This window comes from Citricoccus sp. K5 (assembly GCF_902506195.1).
GTDB lineage: Bacteria > Actinomycetota > Actinomycetes > Actinomycetales > Micrococcaceae > Citricoccus.
Map to the genome: position 1 here is coordinate 1,437,323 of NZ_LR732817.1, position 24,752 is coordinate 1,462,074.

Here is a 24,752-nt window from a genome sequence, read left to right on the forward strand (position 1 = left end):
CTGACTCCCCTCACCGACAGACAACCATCACCACCATCAGGAGCGACCATGTCACAGCAGTACGGCTCATCCTTCGAGCGCGAGGAAGACTCCGCCAACGGTCCGGACGCGGATCCCACGCCGGCGCCCACGGGCGCCGCGGGCCAGACCAGCACCGCTGACCTGGACAGTCTGCTCGACGAGATCGACTCGGTGCTCGAGACGAACGCCGAGGAGTTCGTCAAGGGCTTCGTCCAGAAGGGCGGCCAGTAGCCCGCATGGATCGCAGGATCATGGGCGTCGAGACCGAATTCGGCGTGCACTACTCCCATCCGGGATCACGGCCGCTGACGCCCGAGGAGGTCGCCCGGTACCTGTTCCGTCCCGTGGTCGAGTGGGGACGCTCCTCCAACGTGTTCATCAGCAACGGCTCCCGGCTGTATCTGGACGTGGGCTCCCACCCGGAGTACGCCACGGCGGAGTGCTCCACCCTGGATGAGCTCGTGGCAGTGGACAAGGCCGGAGAACGGGTCATGCAGGAGTTGATCGACGAGGCCACCGGGCACATGAGGGCTGACGGCTTCACCGGGACCATCTACCTGTACAAGAACAACGCCGACTCCGCGGGCAACTCCTACGGTTCCCACGAGAACTACCTGCTGAACCGCCGGACCGAGTTCCGCCGGCTCTCCGAGGCACTGATCCCCTTCCTGATCACCCGGCAATTGGTCACCGGGGCGGGCAAGGCCATCGGAGTCCGCACCGGGACCGGCGACGGGGGCCTGCACGGGGCCACTGGGACGGAGGCACCCATTTCCGGCCCTCCGGAACCCCACTTCGCCTTCTCCCAACGGGCCGACCACGTGATGGAGGGCATCTCCTCCGCCACCACCCGTTCCCGGCCCATCATCAACACGCGGGACGAGCCCCACGCGGACGCCGCCGAGTACCGCCGCCTCCACGTGATCGTGGGGGACTCGAACATGTCCGAGACGACCCAACTGGTCCGGTTCGGGGCCACCGACCTGCTGCTGCGCATGATCGAGGCCGGCCGGACCCTGGGCGACCACCAGTTGGCCAATCCCATCCGGGCCATCCGGCAGGTGTCCCACGACCTCACCGGTACTGCCGAACTCGAACTGCGCAACGGCGGCCACCGTTCGGCCCTGCAGCTGCAGCGGCACTACCTGGAGCATGCCACCGCCTTCGTGCGGGAGAACGGGCCCCACCATGATCGGGTTCCGGCCGTGCTCGATCTGTGGGAGCGCACTCTGGATGCCGTGGAGAGCGGCGACTACTCCCAGATCGACACCGAGATCGACTGGGCCATCAAGCACCGCTTCCTGTCCCGGTACGCCGCGAAGAACTCCCTGGACTGGGATGCGCCACGGATCGCCCAACTCGACCTCTCCTACCACGACATCACGCCCCAGCGGGGCCTGTTCTCGCTGTTGCAGTCGCGCGGGGCCGCCGCCCGATTCCTGGACGATGCCGCCATCGAGGACGCAGTCGACAACCCGCCGCCGTCCACCCGGGCCACCCTGCGGGGCCGGTTCATCCGGGCTGCACGGAAGGCTGACCAGACCTATTCGGTCGACTGGACCCACCTGAAGCTCAACGACCGACCGCTCCAGGCCATCAGCATCAAGGACCCGTTCCAGACCGAGTCCGATCGGCTCGATGCGCTCATCGGTCATCTGCCTCACGCGGCTGGCGGGGAGTCCGACTCATCCAGCGTCCATCCAGTCTGACGTGACAGACTGAAAAGGCCGGGTGAAGGCCCGGCCTGGGTGTCGCCCCTCCGCCCTCCTCGGCCGGGAGCTGGCCCCGTCCCGTACTACCGAAGGATCCCATGTCCCGCTCTGTGCCCCGTCAGCAGTCTCGATCGCGCCGGTCCCGCGCCGCCGCGCCCCTGTCCCTCTCCCTCGTCGGCGCCCTGCTTCTGGCCGGTTGTGCCGCCCCGGAGCCGCGTGGCGCCGGTGACATCGAGGCACTGGAGCCAGTGTCCATGGAGGTCAACGAAGAGGGCGTCCCCGAGGTCACCGTGGACGGAGAGATCCAGGCTGAGGAGGTCTCCTCCCGCGTGCTGAAGGACGGCGACGGCGCGGACGTCAACGACGGCGACATCGCCCTGGTGCAGACCGCCATCGTGGATCCGGCCTCCGGCGAGGTCACCGCTGAGAACTTCACCCAGGGCTCTGAGGCCGTGTTCCTCAACGACACGCTGAAGGAGGGCAATGACGTCCTCTACAACATGCTCGACCAGAACAAGGTCGGCGCACAGATCTCCTTCTTCATGCCCGGAGCCCAGATGGGCCAGGGGGCCCCGGACCAGCTGATGGTCTTCCAGATCTCTGACGTCCGGCCGGCGCGCGCCGAGGGTGAGTCCGTGGAGGTCACGGATGAGGCCCTCCCTGAGGTGACCCTCAACGAGGACTCCGGCGAGCCCACCATCGCTGCGCCCGAGGGCGACGCCCCGACCGATCTCGTCGTGCAGCCGCTCATCGAGGGCGACGGCGAGGAGGTTGGCGAGGGGGACCACGTCACCGTCCAGTACAAGGGCGTGAAGTGGTCCGACGGCGAGGAGTTCGACTCCTCGTGGTCGCGCGGCGAACCTGCAGGATTCCCGCTCAGTGGCGTCGTCGCCGGCTGGTCAGAGGGACTGCAGGGCCAGAAGGTCGGCTCCCAGGTGCTCATCGTCGTGCCGCCCGCGAAGGGTTACGGGGATTCCGAGGGCCATGAGCTGCAGGAGGAGACGCTCGTCTTCGTCGTGGACATCCTGCACACCATGCCACCGGCCCAGCCCGCCGAGGCACCGGAATCGACCGAGTCTGCACCCTCAGAATCGGCACCGGCAGAGTCGGCCCCCGCGGAGTCGGCGTCCCCTGAGTCTGAGTAGGCTGGGACGGACCGCAGAACCGACCCGAACTGATCTGAGCCCTACCTTCTGGAAGGAAGAAACCCATGTCCTTCGGACAGCGCAATTACGACCGCACCCGCCCGGAGATCGAGTTTCCCGGTGACAACCCGCCGGAGGAGCTGGTCATCGAGGACATCGCCGAGGGCTCCGGCCAGGCCGTCCAAGCCGGCGACCGGGTCTCCTGCCACTACCTCGGGGTGGCCTGGTCCACCGGTGCCGAGTTCGACGCCTCCTGGAACCGCGGCCAGCCGCTGGACTTCCAGGTCGGCGTCGGCCAGGTCATCAAAGGCTGGGACGACGGCCTGCTGGGAATGAAGCTCGGCGGCCGCCGCCGTCTCGAGATCCCACCGCACCTGGCCTACGGGGACGCCGGTGCCGGCGGCGAGATCGGTCCGGGCGAGACCCTGATCTTCGTGGTGGACCTCGTCGGGATCAACTGAACCCACCGTGTCCGCCGCATCGCCAGCGCGCTCCACGGAGCGCATCGTCTCCCTGCTGTGGGTGCTCTTGGCCAGCGGCCGCCGCGGGGTCACCCGCGAGTATCTGATGACCTCCGTGGACGCCTACTCGCTGTCCCCGTCCGCCGCGGCGTTCGAGAAGATGTTCACCCGTGACAAGGAAGTCCTGAAGGGCATCGGCGTGCCGTTGGAGTCCTTCACGGTCCAGGACGAGTCCGGCTTCGAGTCCTCGGAACCGGGCGGGGAGACCCGCTACCGGATCGACGAGGACCGGATGTACCTGCCGGCCGTCCCCTTCACCAACGGGGAGCGCCTGGCCCTGATGCGGGCGGAATCCGCCTGGGCCGGTTCAGAGATCGGCCATGCCGTGGTCCGGGCCCTCGGCCGGGTGGACGCGGGGGAGGACTGGCTCGAGGCCAGGTCCGGCTCTGACCACGAGGCCTTCGGAGTGCGCCTGGCGGGAGCGGACCGCTACCTGACAGAACTCGGGGACATGGTCCGCGACCAGTCGGTGGTGCGCTTCAGCTACCGGACAGTGAATGCCGAGCGCGCCGAGGACAGGACCGTCCGCGTCTGGGCACTGACCAATCCGACGGGCGTCTGGTACCTCGTCGGATGGGACCTCGACCGGCAGCAACAACGCACCTTCCGGCTGACCCGCATCGAGTCCGAGCCCCGGGTGGCTGCGGCCGGCCCCGGCCATGACCGCGCCCCGCGCCGGCCCGCCGACTTCGACGTCCAGGCGGTCCACGACGTGGTTTCCGGGCAGCGGCAGCCGGCGTCCACCGTGCTGCACCTGGCCGCCGGCCGGGCCGTCCACCTGCGGATCGGTGCCGAGCCCACCGGGAACCCCACCACGGTGCCGAAGGGCTGGGACGAGGTCCGGGTGACCTACACTCGCCCGGCGGAACTGGCGGGGAGCATCGCCGCGGCGGGACCCCTGGCCAGGGTTCCGGACATCGGGGACCCGCTGCGGGCCGCCGTCGTGACGTTGATCGAGGGCGCCCTGACCTCCCATGCAGCCCCGCAGCCGGAATACACTCTCAGCACGCCGAAGCGGCGCCGCAACCGCCGGACCGACCGAGACAAGGTCGCTGCCGTGGTGGACGCCATCGGACTGGCGAACCGGCGTGGCGGGATCAGCCGCACTGAACTGGCCGAGCGGCTCCACGTCGGCGACCGCGAGCTCACCGCCATCCTCGACGAGCTCTGGTTCTGCGGCATGCCCGAGCGGCAGTTCGCCGGGCAGCAGTTCGAGGTCTTGGAGCAGGACGGCCGGATCCGCATCACCCAGGCCGAACGACTCTCCGGGCCTCTTCGCCTCAGTGTCCCAGAGGCCGCCGCCCTGGCCATCGGCCTCCGCGCCGCAGCGGGCATCCCGGGACTCACGGACACCGACCGGCAGGACACGGCGTCGGCGCTGGACAAGATCCTGGCCGCATCCGGTCCCGAGGTGGAGCAGGCCGGCGCCGGGATTGTGGCCGGATTCGACTTCGGTCCCTTCACTGAGCTGGCCGGCCGGCTGCACGCCGCCGTCCGCGAACGGACTCTGCTCTCGATCGACTACCACTCCGCGACCAGGGACGAGACCTCCACCCGCACCGTGGAGCCGCTGCGCATCACCAGCGAGGGGGGCCACGGGTACCTGCAGGCCTGGTGCCGCTCGAGCGACGGCCGGCGGAACTTCCGTCTCGACCGGATCGCCGCCGTCCGCGAGACAGGTGAGACCTTCGAAACCCGTCACCTGCCTGCGGACGACCGCCTGTTCACCCAGCACGGTGACGAGGCCGCCGTGACCATCCACTTCGCCCACCGCATCCGTGACCTGGCCGCCGGATTCGATCCGGAGAGGACCGCCGTCCTGGGGGACGGCTCGGTGATCGCGGAGGTCAGGCTCGCCCACCCCGACTATGCCCACGCCCAGGCGGCCCGCTTCGGAGGGGAGTTCCGGGTGCTGGCCCCCCAGGACCTCGTCGAATCGACAGTCGACTGGCTCCAGCGCGCCCGAACCGGATACGTCACCGGGAATTCACCGTCACCGGGTGTCTCCTCGGGCTCCGGCCCAGCGGCGTGACGTAAACTCGACAACGTTCAATCGAAAGGACGCCCCCCATGGCTGGACTTCAGGGATGGCAGCTCGTCATCATCATCGCCATCGTGCTGTTGCTGTTCGCGGCCCCCAAGCTGCCCGCGATGGCCCGCAACCTCGGCCAGTCGATGCGGATCTTCAAGTCCGAGGTCAAGCAGATGAAGGACGATGGCCCCGACAAGAAGGCCAACCAGGGCACGTCAGACTCTGCGGACGGCCAGGACCCCGAGGGCTCGGACGCCGTCGAGGGCCGCATCGTCAACGGTGACGCCGACGGCACGCGGAACGGTCGGAAGACCGGCACCAACGACCAGCAGTAGCAGCAGGTCACCGCCTCCATGACGACTGCTCCCAAGGCGGCCCGCACAAAGCGCACCAAGGTTACCCGGGCCTCCCGCAAGGACAACCCCGCGGGGGAGATGGCCCTCAAGGACCACCTCAAGGAACTGCGCAACCGCCTCATCGTCGCCGGCATCGGCCTGACCCTGGGCGCGGTCGTCGGGTTCATCATCTACCAGCCGTTCTTCTCGGCCCTGATCGACCCGGTGCACCGGCTCTCCGACGAGGGCCGCATCGTCACGGTGTCCTTCAGCGCCGTGGGGCAGCCCTTCGACATCATGCTCCAGGTCGCCCTGTTCGTGGGCCTCGTCATCTCGAGCCCCGTCTGGCTGTACCAGGTCTGGGCCTTCGTGGTGCCGGGGCTGAAGAAGAAGGAGAAGCGCTACGCCCTGGGGTTCATCGGGGCTGCTGTCCCGCTGTTCGTCCTGGGCGTCGTGCTGGGCTGGCTCGTCCTGCCCGAGGCGGTCCAGTTCTTCGTGGGACTGTCCCCGGAGGGCACCGCCAACGTGATCTCGGCGGACGTCTACATCCCCTTCGTGTTGCGATTGTTCCTGGCCTTCGGGTTCGCCCTCGTACTGCCCGTGGTGCTGGTCGGCCTGAACATGATCGGGGTCCTGCCCGGCCGGCAGATCATCAAACACTGGCGGATCACCGTCTTCCTGATCGCTCTCATCGCCGCCCTGGCCGCGCCGGGCTCGGATGCCATCACCATGTTCTACCTCGCGATGCCGCTGATCCTGCTCTTCGGTGTCGCCATCATCATCTGCCTGGTCAACGACAAGCGGCGGGCCAAGCGTGCCGCGAAGGCCGAGCAGGACAACGAGGAGTACCTCACCACGGGTCCGAGGCCCCTCGACGAACTGTAGGCAACGGCCACCCGCCAGCCACCGCCCGCCAGTCACCGCCGGGCTCTGCCGGCCCGGTCGGCGGCAGAGACCGGCTATGTCCTAGGCTGGCCCCATGGCACCTTCCGCGGACAACACCACCGGCCAGCCGAGTCCCGCGGAGCGCTACGCGGCCGCCAAGCGCCGGGCCGCAGACGCGCGGACCGAACTGGGTCGGTTCACCACCACCCTGGGCTTCGAGTTGGACCCGTTCCAGGCCGAGGCCTGCCGTGAACTCGAGGCCGGCAACGGCGTCCTGGTGGCTGCCCCGACCGGCGCCGGCAAGACGGTGGTCGGCGAGTTCGCCATCCACCTCGCCCTGACCCACGGCCAGAAGGCCTTCTACACCACCCCGATCAAGGCCCTGAGCAACCAGAAGTTCCAGGAGCTCGTCGCCACCTACGGGGCCGAACGGGTGGGCCTGCTGACGGGGGACACCGCCATCAACTCCGAGGCCGAGGTGGTGGTGATGACCACCGAGGTGCTGCGGAACATGCTCTACGCCGATTCCGACACGCTGACGAACCTGGCCTATGTGGTGATGGACGAGGTCCACTACCTGGCCGACCGCTTCCGCGGGGCCGTCTGGGAAGAGGTCATCATCCACCTCCCGGAGCACGTGCAGCTCGTGTCCCTGTCCGCGACCGTCTCCAATGCGGAGGAGTTCGGCGCCTGGCTGGACACGGTGCGCGGCTCCACCTCGGTGGTGGTCTCCGAGCACCGCCCCGTCCCGCTGTGGCAGTACGTCATGGCCGGCAACCAGCTCTACGACCTCTTCGCCACCGAGGTGGCCTTCGACGAGGTCGCCCCTGTCAGCGACGACCCGGCCTCGGATGCGCAGCCCGCCCCGGAGCCCAAGGACACCTCCGGGGGCCGCCTGGTGCTCAATCCCGAGCTGGCCCGCCTGGCCGAGGACCAGCGGCGCCGCGAGGAACGCAGTGACTGGGGGCGTCCTGGCCGCAGCACCTACCGTGGCGGACGCGGCGGCCCCCGGGGCCGCGGCGGCGGCAAGACCGGCGGGGGCAGGAGCGGCGGCCGGGACGGCGGCGGTTCCGGCCGCCAGCCGCGGGACCGCCGGCGGTCCGGCCCGGCCCCCTACGGCCGGGACGAGCGCACCGCCACCGCCCGGTACGACGGCGGCACGGCCGGCTCCACGCAGGCCTCCTCGGGCGGTGGGCGGCAGGGGGAGCCCCAACGCCATTCCGGGCAGCTGCGCATCTCCCGCCCCGGGATGGTCCGGGTGCTCGAACGGGAGGGACTGCTGCCCTGCATCACGTTCATCTTCTCCCGCGCGGGGTGTGACGGCGCCGTGGAGCAGTGCCTGGCCGTCGGGCTGGACCTGACGACGCCGGGGGAGAAGCAGCAGATCCAGGCGATGGTGGACGAGGCCGGTCAGTCCCTGCCGGCCGAGGACCTGGATGTCCTGGGCTTCTGGGGCTGGCGTGACGGGTTGTCCCGGGGGTTCGCGGCCCACCACGCCGGCATGCTCCCGCCCTTCAAGGAAGTGGTGGAGAAGCTGTTCGGCCTCGGGCTCGTCAAGGTCGTCTTCGCCACGGAGACCCTCGCGCTGGGCGTCAACATGCCCGCCCGGACCGTGGTGCTGGAGAAGCTCGAGAAGTACAACGGTGAGGCGCACGTGAACATCACGGCGGGGGAGTACACCCAGTTGACGGGGCGTGCCGGGCGCCGCGGCATCGACGTGGAGGGCCATGGGGTGGTCCTCTGGCGTCCGGGACTGGACCCGGCTGCCGTGGCGGGGCTGGCCTCCCGGCGTACCTACCCGCTGAACTCCTCCTTCCGCCCCACGTACAACATGTCCGTCAACCTCATCGCCCAGTTCGGCCTCGAGCGCTCCCGGGCGATCCTGGAGTCCTCCTTCGCCCAGTTCCAGGCGGACCGCTCGGTGGTCGGGCTGGCCCGGGAGGTCCGGACCCGGGAACAGTCCCTGGACGGCTATGAACAGTCCATGACCTGCCACCTCGGCGATTTCACGGAGTACGCCCGATTGCGCAAGGAGCTCTCGGAGGCGGAGAAGGACACGTCGAAGGGCCGTAACCGGGCCCGCCAACGGGCCGTCAAGGACTCCCTGGCCAATCTGCTGCCCGGGGACATCATCGAGGTGCCGGGAACGCGCCGTCTGGGCACCGCCGTCGTCGTGTTCCCCGCGGGAAACCCGGCCAACCCCCGGGTGGGCATCATCACGCAGGAGGCGCAATTGCGGCGGATCGGCACGGACGATGTGACGGAGCCCGTGGACCCGGTCGGCGGGGCGCGATTGCCGCAGAACATCCAGGTCAAGACCCCCACGCAGCGCAAGGACATCGCAGCCGCCATGCGCACGGCCCTGCGCGAGCACCGTCCGGCGCCGGGCCAGCGCACCGCGGCCGGGTTCAGGTTCCAGGACGATGGCAGCACCGGCCGCGTCGAGGACCTGCGGCGCCAGCTCGAGCGCCACCCCTGCCACGGCTGCAAGGACCGCGAGGACCACGCCCGTTGGGCCGAACGCTGGTGGAAGCTGCGCCGCGAGATCGACCAGCTGTCCTCCCGGATCCAGGGCCGGACCAACACCATCGCCAAGGCGTTCGACCGGCTCGTGGGCCTGCTGACCACCTACGGCTACGTGGCAGTCGGGGACGGCACCCGGACCGTGCCCGGAGCCGTGGCCGGCACCGAAGACTCACCGGGCGTCACCGCCGCCGGGCAGACCCTGCGGCGCATCTACGGTGAACGGGACCTGCTGACCTCACTGGTGCTGGAGGACGGGCTGGCGGACGGGCTCGACCCGGAGGAGTTGGCCGGCCTCGCCGCCCTGCTGGTGTTCCAGGCCAAGGGGGCCGAGAACGTCGGGATCCCGCAGATGCCCACCCCCGCCCTCCAGCACGTGCTGGAGGGCACCGCCGAGCACTGGTACGAGTTGCAGCTGGCCGAACGCGGGGCCCAACTCGAGCCGACCGCGGAGCCGGATCCCGGACTGGTGTGGCCCATCCATCGCTGGGCCCGTGGCCGGAACCTGAGGGACACGCTGAAGGGCACCGACCTCGCGGCAGGCGACTTCGTCCGGTGGGCCCGCCAGGTGATCGACCTGCTGGACCAGTTGGCCAAGGTGCCCGGCCGCCCCGGGTTCGCCGGCCAGTGCCGACGTGCTACGGATCTCGTCCGTCGCGGCGTCGTGGCCTACTCGGGTGTGGATAGTCTGGAGGGATGAGCACCCTCTTCGTCAACGGGACCCTCCACTCCACCGCCGATCCGTATGCCACCGCCATGCTGGTGGACTCCGGTTCCGTGGCCTGGGTGGGAGCCGAGGACACGGCGGCCTCGATGCGCGCGCGTTCCGGAGCCGACTGGCAGGTCGTGGATCTGGACGGCGCCCTCGTGGTGCCCGCCTTCGTGGACTCCCTCGTTCTGCCCTCGGATCCCGCCCACGACGCCGGCCCGATCACGTCCGCTCACACCACCGCCGCCGCCGCCGGTGTCTTCATGTCCATCACCGGCTCCGTCACCTGCGGCACCGCCGCCGGGATATCTGCAGAACACGGCACCCGGGCCATCCACTACCGCGCCGTCGGCACCGACGAGGTGACCGGCACAGCCGATGATCTTGCGGCACTGGCCTCCGCTGACTCGATCGCGGGGCTGTCGGCCGTCGTCGGTCCTGGGGGACTCGACGCCGCGGCCGTGACCCGCTTGGCCGCCAGCGCCACCTCCGCCGGCGTCCAGCTGTACTTGCTGCCCCAGGATCCGGATGCCTTGGCCATGGTTATCTCCGCCCTCCGGTCCACGGCGGAGACCCAGGGGACTGCGGCCCTCGGCATGGTTCGCCACCGCCTGTCCTGGAACGGTCCGCTGGAGCAGGATGCCATCCAGACCCTGGCGGAGAACAGCCTGTCCTTCACGGCCGTTCTGGATGCCGACGGCACCCTCGCCGCTCCGATCGCCTCCCTGTTGTCCAATGCCGTCCCGGTGTCCTTCGGCAGCGGCACCAGAGCCCCGGATCCATGGTCGGCCATCCGCGCGAGCCTCGAGCATCCCGATCTGGATCAGCGGATCTCCGCCCGCTCCGGGTTCACGGCCGCCACCAAGGCCGGACTGCGAGCCCTCCCGATGTCCCTCGGCGCCGGCCTCACGATGGCGGGCCGGATCGCGCCCTCTTCCCCGGCCACGTTCGGCATCTGGGCGGCTGACGCCCTCAGTGTGCAGGCGCCGGACGGACGGGTTGCCGCGTGGAGCACGGACACCCGGGCGGGTACACCCCTGCTGCCCGTGCTCGAGGAGGGGACCGCCGCACCGGAATGCCTGGCCACTTTGGTGGACGGCACCGAGGTCTACCGCTCCTCGGCGTGGACCTGATCGGCACCGCTCAGACCTGTGCACCGCCGTCCGGCCTATACTTGACCCCCGATGCCCTCGGACACTCCCAAAGGATTTTTTCGCCTATGCGCCTGCTGACGATCATTCCCACCTACAACGAGATCGAATCGCTGCCCCGCACGCTCGACCGACTGCGTGTCGCCGTGCCGGAATCCGACGTGCTCGTGGTGGACGATGCCTCACCGGACGGGACCGGTGACTGGGCCGACCGCGCCGCCGTGGCCGATCCGCAGATCCACGTGCTCCACCGCACCCAGAAGAACGGCCTGGGCGGAGCCTATATCGCCGGCTTCCACTGGGGCCTGGACCAGGGATACGACGTCCTGGTCGAGATGGACGCGGATGGCTCGCATCAGCCTGAGCAGCTGCCCCGCCTGATCGAGGCCATCGACCGCGCCGACTTGGTGATCGGCTCACGCCGGGTACCGGGGGGCAAGATGGTCAACTGGCCTGCTCACCGCAAGCTGATCTCGATCTGCGGATCCCTGTACCCCCGGATCATGCTGGGACTGAACCTGACCGACGTCACCGCGGGCTACCGGGCCTACCGTGCGGACACCCTGCGGGCCATCGACCTGGACGACGTACAGTCCAAGGGCTACGGTTTCCAGGTGGACATGACCTTCCGCACGGCTCTGCTGGGCAAGAAGATCGTCGAAGTGCCGATCACCTTCGTGGAGCGTGAGTACGGCGAGTCCAAGATGAGCGGAAACATCGTCACCGAGGCCGTCGCGTCAGTGACCCAATGGGGACTGACGGCCCGCTGGAACGTCCTGAAGGGCAAGCTCGGCCTCTGACTGGACGGCACCAACGGAAGAACCCCCGACCATCCGGTCGGGGGTTCTTGCGTTCACGCGGGTGGCGGAAGGGTCAGGAGACCTTCTCGCCGCGGCGTTCGCGCAGCTTGTCCAGTTGTCCCTTGAGGGTGTCCTCCAGCTCGTCGATGCTGCGGCGCTCGAGCAGCATGTCCCAGTGGGTGCGCACGGGCTTGGCATCGGACTCGTCCGGCTTGTCACCGTTGACGAGGAAGGCCACCTTGCCGGTCTTCGAGGTCCACGTCGGCGGAATATCCGCGTCGGTGGCGAAGGTCACGAGCACCTTCTCCCCGTCCTCACAGCGGTACTCGACCCGCTGGCGCGGTGCGGGCTCGACTCCGGCCTCGGACTCCATGGACTGGGCACCAAGGCGCATGCCGCGCAGGCTACGGTCGCTCATTCGATCTCCTTCCGGCCCCGTCGGCGGGGCGGTACAACGTCGACCACCCAGTCTAGTGGGTGTGGGGGTACTCTCCGGGCCAACGCCCCGGCGGCGGGTTTTGTTCCCACTGCCGGGGCATTGGCCAAAGGGTCAGGCCGGGTTGCCGCCCTGGCCCGGATCCGGTTCCTGTCCGGTGTCCTGCCCCGGGGTCCGCGCCGGCCGGGAGGGAAGGTCGGCAGGATCGGACTTTGCCCGGAGCGCACGTTCCGCCGTCTCCGAGTGCTCATCCTCCAGGATGGCCGGCGGTGCCAGCGCCTCCTCCAGCGGGGTGTCAACGATCTTGGCCACACTCTGGCTCGACTCGTTCAACTCCGCGGCCGTGGTCGGACGGGGTTCACGATGCCGGCGCCGGGCACCGGCGGTCACCTCACCCGGGCGATCAGCGTCGCCCGCCTCGTCCGAGCCGTCGGCGGTGCCGGACCCTGAGGTCCGGGACAACAGATCGGAGGCCCCCACGCCGCTGGCGGCGCCGGAGCCGCCGAAGGCGTCACCCAGGCGGCCGAGAGCATCGGTGAGCTCGGCCGGGATGACCCACATCGTGTTGGCGTCGCCCTCGGCGATCTTCGGCAGGGTCTCCAGGTACTTGTAGGCCAGCAGGTCCGGGTCCGGACGGCCCTCGTGGATGGCCTCGAAGACCACGTGGATCGCCTCGGCCTCCGCGTTGGCCCGCAGGATGCGGGACTGGGCGTCGCCCTCCGCCTCGAGGATGGCGGACTGGCGCTGCCCCTCGGCGGTGAGGATCTCGGCCTGCTTGGTGCCCTCGGCGGTCAGGATGGCGGCACGGCGGTCCCGCTCAGCCCGCATCTGCTTCTCCATGGAGTCCTGGATGGACAGGGGCGGGTCGATCGCCTTGAGCTCCACTCGGGAGACGCGCAGGCCCCACTTTCCGGTGGCCTCATCCAGCACCCCGCGCAGCTGGTTGTTGATCGAGTCACGGCTGGTGAGGGCCTGTTCCAGATTCATGCCGCCCACCACGTTGCGCAACGTGGTGGTGGTCAACTGCTCCACGGCATGGATGTAGTTGTTGATCTCGTAGGTAGCGGCCTTGGCGTCGTTGACCTGGAAATACACCACGGTGTCGATGGACACCACGAGGTTGTCCTCCGTGATCACCGGTTGCGGCGGGAAGGACACCACCTGTTCACGCATGTCGATGAGGGGACGCATGCGGTCGATGAAGGGAATCATCAGCGTCAGGCCGGCGCCCTTGGTTGCCTGGTACTTGCCCAGGCGTTCCACGATGCCGGTCCGCGCCTGGGGCACGATGCGCACCGCTCGGATCAGGATGATGGCCACGAGGACCGCGACGACTATGAGCACGATGAGGACTTCCACGCCGATGCTCCCTCCTGCGGCCCCGTTCGGACCACGTTGTGAGTCTGCTGGTGTGCAGACGTTGTGCCGCGGCGGTCGCGGCGTCAGGTTCCTTCAGGGAGTCCGGCGGCGCCGGAATCCCAGTCAATGGCGGCCTTCGGGTGGATGATCAGCGTGGCGCCGTCCACCTCGTCGATCTCCGCTTCGTTGCCCGCAGGGATGGTCACGCCCGTGGCCGAGCGTGCCGTCCAGGTCTCACCGTCGATCTTCGCCAGGCCGGCGGTGGATCCGGTGTCCTCCAGGACCACCACGGTGCGGCCGGGCATCGAGTCCACGTTGGTCAGTTGGTCCGCTGAGCCCTTCCTCAGTTGCCTCAGCGCCGTGGGCCGGACGGCCGCGAGCATCAGCAGGGAGACACCGGCGAACATCACGATCTGCAACCATGCCTCGCCGCCCACGAGGGCGGTGGCCAGCGCGGCGGCAGAGCCCGCGGCCAGCATGAGGAAGACCAGATCCAGGACCATGGTCTCGAGGACGGCGAACACCACGGCGAGGCTCAGCCACAGCACCCACAGGTTGTCACCCACCCATTCGATCACTGCGGCCTCCTCGATTAGCCTTCTCCCCCCATCCTGCCTGCTCAACGGGCGAGGGACAACGTAGGTTATGGACATGCGACCTGATCAACTGGATCTCCTCACCACCGTGGATGCGCCGACGCTGACCCCGGACGGCGGCCGGCTCGTGATCGGCACGGCCCGCCCGGACTTCACGACGGACGGCTACACCGGCCAGTTGTGGGTCATGCCCACGGACGGTTCCGCCCCGGCGCGGCGCCTCACCCAGGGCTACCGGGACTGTGGAGCGCAGCTGTCCCCGGACGGCACCACCGTGGCGTTCCTGCGATCTCCGGTGCCCGATTCTGACTCCACAGCGTCATCCTCTCCACAATTGGCCCTGATCCCGCTGGACGGGGGCGAGGGCCAGACCGTCACCGATCGTCGGTTAGGCGTCACGGGGTTCGCATGGTCTCCGGACTCCCGCTGGATCACGTTCTCCTCTCCCGAACCGGAACCGGGCCGCTATGGGACCGTGGCCGGCGTCGGGCCAGGGCAGGAGGATCCGCGTCTGGTGACGGGCCCGGATCACCGGTTGAACGGGGAGGGGTACACGGCGGACAAGCGTCCCCGACTGTTCGAGATCGAGGTGCCCGATGCAGCTGGCGAGCTGGTCTTCGCAGCCCGGGGCCGGATGGCAGAGCCTGAAAGCTCTCAGGCCGTCTCGCCGGCGTTGCCCACTGCGCGTCCGCTGACCGGGGGAGAGCGGGCCGCCACTGACCCCGTCTATGCCGCGGACAGTCGCCACGTGTTCTTCGCGACCACCCCGGAGGCCGGATTCGGACAGAGCCTACGCACCGCCGTCGCCGTGGTGGAGGCGCGCCGCGATGCTGCCGGAACACCGCGACCGCCGGGCTCCGGGCCTTCGGCAGATCCCGACGCCGGCCCCGTGCGCCTCGTGGCCGGCGGCACCGAGGTGCGCGTCGGGTTCGGGTCCCCGTGCATCTCCCGGAACGGGGAGTGGCTGTATCTGCTGGGCCAGGACCTGGGGGAGTCCGGTCTGGAGTTCGTGGCGTCCAACGCTGCCGTGTATGCCCTGCCGGCGGCCGGCGCCGTACGGGAGGCCATCACCGGATGGGACCGCCCCGTGGCCAGCCTGCAACCGCGGTTGTTGACGGATCCCGCGGCCACGGGCTTCGCCGGCCCCTTGCGGCCCTCAGGCCAGGACCAGGTGCTGGCATTGGGGGCGAGCCGCGGCAGGACAGTGCTGGTACGGGTGTCCCACCAAGGCCACCCCGAGGTGGTCGTGGACCGGCAGGGTGAGGTGACGGGCGCCTGCGAGGCGGGCGGCACGCTCGCCGTCACCTCCACGAGTGCGGCCTCTCCGGGCGCGGTGGCCATCCAGCACCGGGACGGCGGCCTCCAGGAGCTCTTCGACCCGAACGCCGCCTGGCGTGCAGACCTCCCACCGGCCGCCGGACTGGAGCGCGAGTACGGCGGGCCGGGTGATCCTCGTGGTCACCGTCCGGACCAGCCTGCCGTCCACGGCTGGGTCTTCCTGCCAGACGGTCCGGGGCCCCACCCGGTCATCCTCAACATCCACGGCGGACCGTACGCCCAGTACACCTGGTCCTGGTTCGACGAGACCCAGGTGCTCGTGGCCGCTGGATATGCCGTGGTGATGTGCAATCCCCGCGGATCCGACGGCTACGGCGCCGCCCACGGGGCCGCCGTCCAGGGGCGCATGGGGACGGTCGACCACCAGGACATCATTGCCTTCCTGGACGGGGCGCTCGAGGAGTTCGGGCCTCAGGGCAGCGGCCAGCTGGACGCCCGCCGGATCGGCATTCAAGGCGGGTCCTATGGCGGATACATGACCGCCTGGATCACCGCCCATGACCAGCGGTTCACCGCTGCCATCGTGGAACGTGGCTACCTGGACCCCGTTTCGGCGCTGGGTTCCAGCGACATCGGCTGGTTCTTCAGCGAGCAGTACATGGGCTCGGATCCCGAACGCCTGCGGCAGCAGAGTCCCCTGCACCACGTCGATCGAGTCCGCACACCCACCCTGGTGATCCACTCGGAGGAGGACCTGCGCTGCCCGATCGAGCATGCGCAGCGCTACTACCGGGCCCTCTGGGCCCAGGGAGTGGAGGCGGAACTGCTGATCTTCCCGGGGGAGGACCACGAGCTGTCCCGGTCCGGCACCCCCTGGCACCGGCGGGTGCGCTTCGAGCATCTTCTCCGCTGGTGGGACCGGCATCTCGCCGCACAAGTTACTGAGGAGTAGTATCAGGGCGTGACCCTCTCCACCCAGACCTCCCCGGGCAGCCCGTCCTCGCTGTACCCGCACCTGTTCCGCCCCCTCGAGGTCCTCGGGGGCACCCTGCCGAACCGGATCATCATGGGCTCCATGCACCTGGGCCTTGAGGACCGGCGTGCGGACGCGGCCAAGCTCGCCGCGTTCTACGCCGAGCGGGCCCGCGGGGGAGTGGGGCTGATCGTCACCGGGGGCTACGCACCCAACCTCACGGGGCGCCTGACGCCCTTCGCAGGGACCATGCGCTCGGGGCGGGACGCCGCCACCCATCGGATCATCACCGACGCGGTGCATGCCGAGGGCGGGCGGATCGCCCTCCAGATCCTGCACGCCGGCCGTTATGCCTACCACCCCTTCTCGGCCGCCCCCGGGACGTCCCCGTCCCCCATCACCCCGTTCTCGCCGCGGGTCCTCTCCACCCGGGCCGTGGAGCGTACCGTCGGGGCCTTTGTCCGGTCGGCCGGGTACGCCCGCCAGGCCGGTTATGACGGCGTCGAGATCATGGGCTCCGAGGGATACCTGATCAATCAGTTCCTCTCACCCCGGACCAACTCCCGCACCGATGCGTGGGGCGGCTCGGCAGCAGGGCGCCGCCGCTTCGCCACGGAGACCGTCCGCCGCATCCGCGACGCCGCCGGGGAGGACTTCATCATCACGTTCCGGATGTCCATGGTGGATCTGGTCCCGGACGGTCAGACTCTCGAGGAGACCCTGGACCTGGCGCGGGAACTCGAGCGGGCTGGCGTGAGCCTGCTGAACACCGGGATCGGCTGGCATGAGGCGCGGGTGCCCACCATCGTCACGTCGGTGCCCCGCGCCGCGTTCGCGGACTTCACGGCCCGCATCCGGGAGGCGGTCTCGGTTCCCGTCGCCGCCTCGAACCGCATCAACATGCCTCACACGGCGGAGCAGATTCTCGCCGATGGCCGGGCTGACCTCGTCACCATGGCCCGGCCGTTCCTCGCCGATCCGGACTGGGTGCTGAAAGCGGATGCCGGGACGCCGGAACGGATCAACTCCTGCATCGGCTGCAACCAGGCCTGCCTGGACCACACGTTCCAGAACAAGCCGGCCTCCTGCCTGGTCAACCCGCGCGCCGGGCGGGAGACCGATCCCGCGTTCCCCCCGCTGCCGGACCGGGCCCTCCTGCCAGTGACCCCGGTGTCCACGGGTCATCCGGCTCCTGCACCGCACCGTGACTCACCCCCCGCAGGCGCCGTCCGCGCCCGGACAACGGCACTGCGCGTGGCCGTCGTCGGCGCCGGGCCGGCCGGGCTGGCCGCCTCCACCCAGGCCGCTGCCCGGGGCCACGAGGTGGACCTGTTCGAAGCCTCGGACAGCATCGGCGGACAGTTCCGCCTCGCCCGGCAGATCCCCGGCAAGGAGGAGTTCGCCGAGACCCTGCGCTATTACGAGCACCGGCTGATGGAGACCGGCGTGAATCTGCGCCTGGCCCACCGAGTCACCGCCACCGAGCTGCTCGACGGTGGGTACGACCGCATCCTGCTGGCCACCGGGGTGGTGCCCCGCACCGTGGACCTCCCCGGCGCGAACCGACCCAACGTGCACGCCTATCCGGATGTGGTGGACGGCCGGGTGCACTGCGGACCGCGCGTGGCGGTGATCGGTGCCGGCGGCATCGGCTTCGACGTGTCCGAACTGCTGACCGAGCCGCACCGCGAGGGCCGCGAGGGCCGGGAGTACCCCGACAGCGGGACGCAGAGCGATGGGCCAGAGCCCGGCACCCTGGTCGGCGCCCAACCGCTCGAGGACTGGCAGCAGCAATGGGGCGTGGACCCAGAGTTCGCCGGACGCGGCGGCCTGGCACAGGCCAGGCCGGAGGCACCGGCCCGGACCGTCCACCTCATCCAGCGCAAGACCACCAAGATGGGAGCGGGTCTCGGTAAGACCACGGGCTGGGTCCACCGCGCCGCCCTGAAGGCACGCGGTGTCGACTTCATCACCGGTGCCGGCTACGTCAGGATCGACGACGACGGCCTCCACCTGGACGTCGACGGCGCCCGCCGCGTTCTGGCGGTGGATGATGTCGTCGTGTGCGCCGGCCAGGTCTCCCAGCGCGAGTTGTACGGGACGCTGGAGGCCGCCGGGGCCGACGTCGTGCTCCTCGGCGGAGCTGATGTGGCCGCGGAACTGGACGCCAAGCGGGCCATTGAGCAGGCGACGCGGATGGCCGCGGCGCTCTGACGACCTGTGGCCCCTCCCGGACTCCCCGTACACTGGGGCCCATGGCTACCGTCTACCAAGCAACCCTGGTGCCCTCGAAGCAGGAGCTCCTGGAGTCCTGGCTGGCCCAGCAACCCTGGTCCGGTGAGGGCGAGCTGGTCAGGGTCGGCGCCTACCGCTATGACGATCCGGACGGCGAGGTGGGCGTCGAGGGACATCTGGTCCACCGGCAGGGCAGCGACCAGGTTCTGCACGTGCCCATGTCCTACCGAGGAGCCCCGCTCGAGGGCGCGGAACCCTACCTGATCGGCACCGTGGACCATTCCGTGCTCGGACAACGCTGGATCTACGACGCCATGGCGGACCCGGTGGCCACCGCCTGCTTCCAGCGGGCCCTCGACGGACTGCAGCAGCAGGCCGAGGTGCACCTCTACGAGGAGGACGGCCAGTACATCGGCCACGAAGCTGATGAGGTCAGCGTGACCGTGCTGGGCCCTCTGGCGGACCAGCCGGGACGGGTCCAGGTCCACCGGGTGGTCTCCGACCCGGAGACGGCCGGTTCCGAGCATCTCGCCGAATCCCGCCGACTGTGGGCCACCTGGCCCGGCGGCAGCGGTATCATCTTCAGCCTCAACACGGACGAGCCCGCCTGAGCCGACGCCGGCACGGTCGAGGAGCGCCGGTCAGAGGACGGTGAATCCGTCCGAGAGCGGCCCGCGGCCCGTCAGCGCCTCCGCGACCACCACGCCCGCGCCGCGGGCGACCGCGAGATCGGCGGCCACTCGCGGCACCACGGGATCCAACGCGGCGGGCATCGTCTGCCCGGTGGCGCGCGCCACGTCCACGGTGTGCACCGCCAGCTCGAAGATCCGCGTGGCCAGGTAGCCAGCCAGGGTCATGGTGCCCGCCGGCGTGCGCAGTTCAACGTCCAGTGCCGTGGATTCCAGGACGGCCAGCACCTCTGCGCGATCCCGTTCGATGACGGACAGCGGCTCCTCGCCGAGGGCCTCGCCTGCGTTCCGGCCACGCTCGGCGACCTCTTCGTCATCACTGACGTTCCGTCCCGGCTGGGGCGCCCAGAACGCGGCGAAGTATCCAACGGGCCCGTCCACCCGGACTGCACCGGGCTCCGGTCCGGCCGCGACGTAGCGGGTCACATTGGTGTGGGAGCGATTGGTGTGGCCAGCCAGGGACCGAACCGTCCACACGCCCAGACCGGGCGCCTCCCAGTCGGTGACGCCGCGACAGGCTTCCAGAAAGGCCGTCGAGGCCGCACGGTAGTGCTCGATCGCCTCACGGTCTGGGCCGTCGTGTTGCGGGGTGGTCGCCATGGCCCACAGTGTGGCATCGACGCCCCGTATGTCACCAGAGCAGGGCACGGGACCTTCAGACTCGTCCTGCGGAAATCCGGGGATCGCGCTGGATCGGCCGGGAGACACCCGGATACGTGCGTGATGACCACCGGGACGCTGGGGGGCAATCACCTGACAGAATGGTGACGGTGACCCCCCCCGCCCCGCGCCCAGTGCCGCGCCCGCTGCGGCGCCGAGTACCTCAGGCTCCGCCAGCCGCCGGATCCCGGTGGAGGACTTGGTGCGCCTCCGGAGGGTGCGCGATCGGATCGACCGGGAGTACCGCGAGCCGCTCGACGTGGAGGCCTTGGCCCGCGGTGAGGCCATGTCCGCAGGACACCTGAGCCGGCTGTTCAAGAGGGCCTACGGCGAATCGCCCTACTCCTATCTGATGACTCGGCGGATCGAGCGGGCGATGTCCCTGCTGCGCCGTGGAGGCTTGAGCGTCACGGAGGTCTGCTTCGAGGTGGGCAGCTCCTCCTTGGGGACGTTCAGTACCCGGTTCTCCGAGCTGGTGGGCATGCCACCGAGCGAGTACCGTGACCGGGCATCCCGCGACCCGGACGGGCTGCCCACGTGCGTGGTGCGGCACGCCACCCGGCCGCTGCGGAAGCCTCCGGGGAATCCCGTGGAGAATCCCGGGGACCATCCGGTCAGGAATCAAGAAGCGCCCGTCGCCGGCCACGTCCTACGCTGAACCCATGACCATCACCATTCACTCCAGCTTCCTGCCCCACACTGACCCGGAGGCCTCCCTGGCCTTCTACCGTGACCTGCTCGGATTCGAGGTGCGCCTCGACGTCGGTGAGGGCACCATGCGGTGGATCACGGTCGGTCCGGCCGACCAACCGGATACGGCCATCGTGCTCACCCCGCCGGCGGTGGATCCGGGACTCAGCGAGGCTGAGCGGCAGGCCATCACCGAGATGATGGCGAAGGGCACCTACGCCGGCATCAACCTCGCCACCGACGATCTGGACGGCTTCTTCGAACGCGTCCAAGCCGGCGGAGCGGACGTGGTCCAGGAGCCCATCGAACAGCCATACGGCCTGCGTGATTGCGCCTTCCGTGATCCATCCGGGAATATGGTTCGCGTCCAGCAGTCCAGCTGAACCCACCACACCACAGTCCCACAGTGGCGGGCGCCTCGTCCCGGCACCACGTTCCCGTCCGCCCAGACATCCCGCATCGGAGCCCGCATGAGCACATCCACCGGCCAGTCCACCGAAGCTGCACCAGGCCACGTGGCCGATGCGCATGACACGATCCGCGTGGTCGGGGCCCGGCAGAATAACCTGAAGGACATCAGCGTCGATTTGCCCAAGCGACGGCTGACCGTATTCACCGGGGTGTCCGGGTCAGGAAAGAGCTCACTCGTCTTCGGCACCATCGCGGCCGAATCGCAGCGGCTCATCAACGAGACCTACTCGGCGTTCGTGCAGGGGTTCATGCCGTCCATGGACCGCCCCGAGGTGGACGTCCTCGAGGGTCTGACCACCGCGATCATCGTGGACCAGGAGCGGATGGGCGCCAACCCGCGGTCCACCCTGGGGACCGCCACAGACGTCAACGCGATCCTGCGCGTCCTGTTCAGCCGTGTAGGCCAGCCGTACGTGGGTCCGCCCAACGCCTTCTCGTTCAATGTGCCCTCGGTCTCGGCTTCCGGGGCCATCACGGTGGAGCGCGGCGGCAAGACCATCGCGGAGAAGGCCAGCTTCAACATGCTCGGCGGCATGTGCCCGCGCTGCGAAGGCCGCGGCTCGGTCACTGACTTCGACCTGACTGCTCTCTTCGACGAGGACAAGTCGCTCCGCGAAGGCGCCCTGACCATCCCCGGTTACTCCATGGACGGCTGGTACGGGCGGATCTTCGAGGGCTCTGGCTACTTCGACATGGACAAACCGATCAAGAAGTTCACCAAGAAGCAGATGCACGACCTGCTCTACCGTGAGGCCACCAAGATCAAGGTCGAGGGCATCAACCTGACCTACCTCGGCCTGATCCCGCAGATCCAGAAATCGATGCTGGTCAAGGACCGGGACGCCATGCAGCCGCACATCCGCCGCTTCGTGGACCAGGCCGTCACCTTCACCACCTGCCCCGACTGCGAGGGCACCCGGCTGGCCCCGGAGGCCCGATCCTCGAAGATCAACGGCAAGAACATCGCCGAGGTGTGCGCGATGCAGATCTCGGATCTCGCTGCCTGGGTGGGGGAGCTGGAGTTGCCCGAGGCTGCGCCCCTGTTGAGGAACCTCTCCGAGACCCTGGAGTCCTTCGTGGACATCGGCCTGGGCTACCTCAGTCTCGACCGCCCCGCCGGCACGCTGTCCGGGGGCGAGGCTCAGCGCACCAAGATGATCCGCCACCTGGGCTCCTCGCTGACCGATGTCACCTACGTCTTCGACGAGCCCACGATCGGTCTGCACCCGCACGACATCGAGAAGATGAACCAGCTGCTGCTCGAGTTGCGGGACAAGGGCAACACCGTCCTGGTGGTCGAGCACAAGCCGGAGACCATCCGGATCGCCGACCATGTGGTGGACCTCGGCCCGCGCGCCGGGACCGACGGCGGTCAAATCACCTTCCAGGGCGACCTGGACGGCCTGCGCGCCTCGGACACCCTCACCGGACGGCACCTGGACGACCGTGCCCGCCTCAAGGAGTCGGTGCGGGCGGCCACCGGTCACGTCGAGGTTCGAGGGGCGGACGCCAACAACCTGCAGGACGTCGACGTCGACCTGCCCACAGGCGTGCTGGTTGCCGTCACCGGGGTGGCCGGCTCCGGCAAGAGCTCGCTGATCCACGGTTCGGTGGCCGGACGTGAGGGCGTTGTGGTGGTGGACCAGTCCGCCATCAAGGGCTCCCGACGTTCCAACCCGGCCACCTACACCGGCCTGCTGGAGCCGATCCGCAAGGCCTTCGCCAAGGCCAACGGGGTCAAGCCCGCCCTGTTCAGCGCCAACTCCGAGGGTGCCTGCCCCACCTGCAAGGGCGCGGGCGTGATCTACACCGAACTGGGCTTCATGTCCACGGTGGCCTCCACCTGCCAGGACTGTGACGGACAGCGTTACCAGGCCGCAGTCCTGGAGTACCGCTTCGGGCCCGGCGGCGGCCAGAACATCGCCGAGGTCCTCGGCATGTCCGTGGCCCAGGCCGAGGAGTTCTTTGGAGAAGGCGAGGCCCGCCTTCCCGCAGCCCACAAGATCCTGGTGCGCCTGGCCGACGTCGGGCTCGGGTACCTGAAGCTGGGACAGCCCCTCACCACACTGTCCGGTGGCGAGCGGCAGCGGCTCAAGCTGGCGAACGAGATGGGGGAGAAAGGCGAGGTCTACATCCTCGACGAGCCGACCACCGGCCTGCACCTGGCCGACGTCGAGAACCTCCTGGGCCTGCTGGACCGTCTCGTGGACTCGGGCAAGACCGTGATCGTGATCGAGCATCACCAGGCGGTGATGGCCCATGCCGACTGGATCGTCGACCTTGGTCCGGGTGCCGGGCACGACGGCGGCCGGATCGTCTTCGAGGGCACGCCGGCAGACTTGGTGGCCGGGGCCGGGACCGCGGGGGAGACCCTGACGGGACGGCACCTGGCCGAGTACGTCGGGTCATAACCGTCAGGGGGTCGGCTGCCGACTACCAGTACCGCCGTTGCACTCCTGACCGGCCATTGCGTACCGGAGGAGTGTCCGAGTTGCGCCGGGGTATGCGGCGTCATCCGTCGGCGTGCTGGTGTTGTGGATATCTGTGACGTGGTTCATGGGGGTTTGTTTAGACTGGTCGGGGGCCTGGCAGGCGGGATCTGGCTGGGCTGCTGTGTTGATGAGTGCTGATGAGTGTTGGCGAGCCGTGGGGACGGCGTACTGCCTCGTCTGGGAATGAGTTGGTTTCCGGGTTCGTGGTCGGTGGCCCTGTGGCCCTGAGGGAGGGGTCTGCATGACCGATCCGGTGAATCGTCCTGTCCGACTGGCAGAGTGCGCGTCGAAGCCTTGGCTGAAGGTACGCTCATGGCGCGGTTCTGCGGTGGCAGGTGTGGCCGCACTGGGGCTGATATTGACCGCGTGTTCCGGGGATGGGGGAGACGGCGGATCTCCGTCGGGATCTCCGAGCGCTACAGAGGTCTCGACCAGTTCTGGGTCGCCAAGCGGCTCCGCCCCGGACAGCGCATCTCCAAGCGCAACCGATTTTGGTTCATATGAGCCAGCCACAGAGACCTCGCCGGCGAAAAACGTGCCGGTCCCGGAAAAGCCGGAAGCGGTGAAAGAGCCAACGGAGGAGGGGCTTGAGGCTGCGGTCGAGTACTGGTGGGAAACCGAACACTTTCTCAAGGCCACTGGCGACTCCAGCCCTATGGGCGAAGTGTCCAATGATGACTGCATCGCATGCCAGGACCTCATTGAGGACTGGACGTGGGTGTATGAGGAGGGAGGCTGGGCAATGGTGGATGCTGCCGACATCGATGTCCGCGTAGCTAGCGTTGACGATGTTGGAGGCACCTTCATCTTTTTCGCATCAGAGGAGCCCGGCGAAGTTTTCCAGCCAGATGGAACACGCGTCGAAGGCGCCAGCTCGACTGGATCTAAGGACATCGCCTGGACTGGATCCGCGACGTTTGTCGAGGAATTCGACGCCTGGCTGATCGACGAATTGTCAGTCGAAGGTTCCTGACGATGGATAGATCTCGGGTTCCACTATTTGCTGTCTTGGTTGCTTTCTTTATTTTCACACTGACAC

At 68.9% G+C, this 24,752-nt stretch carries 21 protein-coding genes; 17 read left to right on the forward strand and 4 right to left on the reverse strand.

Annotated elements, in window-relative coordinates; all coding sequences use genetic code 11:
- Positions 1-48: 48 nt before the first annotated feature.
- The 10 genes from BOSE125_RS06440 (at position 49) to BOSE125_RS06485 (ending at position 11,834) form a co-directional block, all read left to right on the forward strand.
- Positions 49-252, forward strand: coding sequence for a ubiquitin-like protein Pup (locus BOSE125_RS06440; RefSeq protein WP_159551046.1), 204 nt, complete (start codon positions 49-51; stop codon positions 250-252).
- Between the two features lie 5 nt (positions 253-257).
- A complete protein-coding gene (gene pafA, locus BOSE125_RS06445; RefSeq protein ID WP_159551048.1) occupies positions 258-1,730 on the forward strand; it encodes a Pup--protein ligase in 1,473 nt (490 codons plus the stop codon).
- 101 nt (positions 1,731-1,831) lie between these two features.
- Positions 1,832-2,878 carry an FKBP-type peptidyl-prolyl cis-trans isomerase gene (locus BOSE125_RS06450; protein ID WP_159551049.1) on the forward strand — a complete coding sequence of 349 codons (1,047 nt, stop codon included), beginning with the start codon at positions 1,832-1,834 and terminating at the stop codon, positions 2,876-2,878.
- Positions 2,879-2,943: 65 nt separating this feature from the next.
- The gene (locus BOSE125_RS06455; protein ID WP_159551050.1) at positions 2,944-3,339 is read left to right on the forward strand and encodes an FKBP-type peptidyl-prolyl cis-trans isomerase; all 396 of its coding nucleotides are present in this window, start codon (positions 2,944-2,946) and stop codon (positions 3,337-3,339) included.
- A gap of 7 nt (positions 3,340-3,346) precedes the next feature.
- Positions 3,347-5,431 carry a YafY family protein gene (locus BOSE125_RS06460; RefSeq protein ID WP_159551051.1) on the forward strand — a complete coding sequence of 695 codons (2,085 nt, stop codon included), beginning with the start codon at positions 3,347-3,349 and terminating at the stop codon, positions 5,429-5,431.
- 38 nt (positions 5,432-5,469) lie between these two features.
- A complete protein-coding gene (gene tatA, locus BOSE125_RS06465; protein WP_159551052.1) occupies positions 5,470-5,766 on the forward strand; it encodes a Sec-independent protein translocase subunit TatA in 297 nt (98 codons plus the stop codon).
- 18 nt (positions 5,767-5,784) lie between these two features.
- On the forward strand, positions 5,785-6,651 hold the full coding sequence (tatC, locus tag BOSE125_RS06470; protein ID WP_371300573.1) for a twin-arginine translocase subunit TatC: 867 nt from the start codon (positions 5,785-5,787) through the stop codon (positions 6,649-6,651).
- A gap of 94 nt (positions 6,652-6,745) precedes the next feature.
- Entirely contained in the window at positions 6,746-9,874 is a 3,129-nt protein-coding gene (locus tag BOSE125_RS06475) for an RNA helicase (RefSeq protein ID WP_159551053.1), read from the forward strand.
- Positions 9,871-11,016, forward strand: a complete 1,146-nt coding sequence (locus tag BOSE125_RS06480; protein WP_159551054.1) for a hypothetical protein — start codon at positions 9,871-9,873, stop codon at positions 11,014-11,016. Before BOSE125_RS06475 ends, BOSE125_RS06480 begins: the two co-directional genes overlap by 4 nt.
- An 86-nt stretch (positions 11,017-11,102) precedes the next feature.
- The gene (locus BOSE125_RS06485; protein WP_159551055.1) at positions 11,103-11,834 is read left to right on the forward strand and encodes a polyprenol monophosphomannose synthase; all 732 of its coding nucleotides are present in this window, start codon (positions 11,103-11,105) and stop codon (positions 11,832-11,834) included.
- A 73-nt stretch (positions 11,835-11,907) separates the two neighbouring features.
- Here the strand turns inward: BOSE125_RS06485 and BOSE125_RS06490 are convergent, their stop codons facing one another.
- The 3 genes from BOSE125_RS06490 to BOSE125_RS06500 form a co-directional block, all read right to left on the reverse strand.
- Positions 11,908-12,252, reverse strand: a complete 345-nt coding sequence (locus BOSE125_RS06490; RefSeq protein WP_159551056.1) for an RNA polymerase-binding protein RbpA — start codon at positions 12,250-12,252, stop codon at positions 11,908-11,910.
- 132 nt (positions 12,253-12,384) lie between these two features.
- Entirely contained in the window at positions 12,385-13,629 is a 1,245-nt protein-coding gene (locus BOSE125_RS06495) for an SPFH domain-containing protein (RefSeq protein WP_236557848.1), read from the reverse strand.
- A gap of 83 nt (positions 13,630-13,712) precedes the next feature.
- Positions 13,713-14,207, reverse strand: a complete 495-nt coding sequence (locus BOSE125_RS06500; protein ID WP_159551057.1) for an NfeD family protein — start codon at positions 14,205-14,207, stop codon at positions 13,713-13,715.
- 73 nt (positions 14,208-14,280) lie between these two features.
- Between BOSE125_RS06500 and BOSE125_RS06505 the strand changes: the two genes are divergently transcribed.
- From BOSE125_RS06505 to BOSE125_RS06515, 3 genes are read left to right on the forward strand one after another with little or no spacing between them, the layout of a single operon-like run.
- Positions 14,281-16,455 carry a S9 family peptidase gene (locus BOSE125_RS06505; protein WP_159551058.1) on the forward strand — a complete coding sequence of 725 codons (2,175 nt, stop codon included), beginning with the start codon at positions 14,281-14,283 and terminating at the stop codon, positions 16,453-16,455.
- Positions 16,456-16,464: 9 nt separating this feature from the next.
- Positions 16,465-18,690, forward strand: a complete 2,226-nt coding sequence (locus BOSE125_RS06510) for an NADPH-dependent 2,4-dienoyl-CoA reductase (protein WP_159551059.1) — start codon at positions 16,465-16,467, stop codon at positions 18,688-18,690.
- A gap of 41 nt (positions 18,691-18,731) precedes the next feature.
- Entirely contained in the window at positions 18,732-19,322 is a 591-nt protein-coding gene (locus BOSE125_RS06515; RefSeq protein WP_159551061.1) for a CG0192-related protein, read from the forward strand.
- 30 nt (positions 19,323-19,352) lie between these two features.
- Here BOSE125_RS06515 and BOSE125_RS06520 read toward each other — a convergent pair whose 3' ends face one another.
- Positions 19,353-20,000 carry a maleylpyruvate isomerase N-terminal domain-containing protein gene (locus tag BOSE125_RS06520; protein WP_159551062.1) on the reverse strand — a complete coding sequence of 216 codons (648 nt, stop codon included), beginning with the start codon at positions 19,998-20,000 and terminating at the stop codon, positions 19,353-19,355.
- Between the two features lie 259 nt (positions 20,001-20,259).
- Here BOSE125_RS06520 and BOSE125_RS06525 point away from each other — a divergent pair, with 259 nt between their 5' ends.
- From BOSE125_RS06525 to BOSE125_RS06540, 4 genes are all read left to right on the forward strand, one after another.
- Positions 20,260-20,718, forward strand: coding sequence for a helix-turn-helix transcriptional regulator (locus BOSE125_RS06525; protein WP_371300755.1), 459 nt, complete (start codon positions 20,260-20,262; stop codon positions 20,716-20,718).
- 4 nt (positions 20,719-20,722) lie between these two features.
- Positions 20,723-21,133, forward strand: coding sequence for a VOC family protein (locus BOSE125_RS06530; RefSeq protein WP_159551064.1), 411 nt, complete (start codon positions 20,723-20,725; stop codon positions 21,131-21,133).
- Positions 21,134-21,220: 87 nt separating this feature from the next.
- Positions 21,221-23,632 (forward strand): excinuclease ABC subunit UvrA, encoded by a 2,412-nt coding sequence (locus BOSE125_RS06535; protein ID WP_159551066.1) that lies wholly within the window; start codon positions 21,221-21,223, stop codon positions 23,630-23,632.
- Between the two features lie 322 nt (positions 23,633-23,954).
- Complete coding sequence (locus tag BOSE125_RS06540) at positions 23,955-24,686, forward strand: DUF6318 family protein (RefSeq protein WP_159551068.1); 732 nt, start codon at positions 23,955-23,957, stop codon at positions 24,684-24,686.
- Positions 24,687-24,752 lie beyond the last annotated feature (66 nt).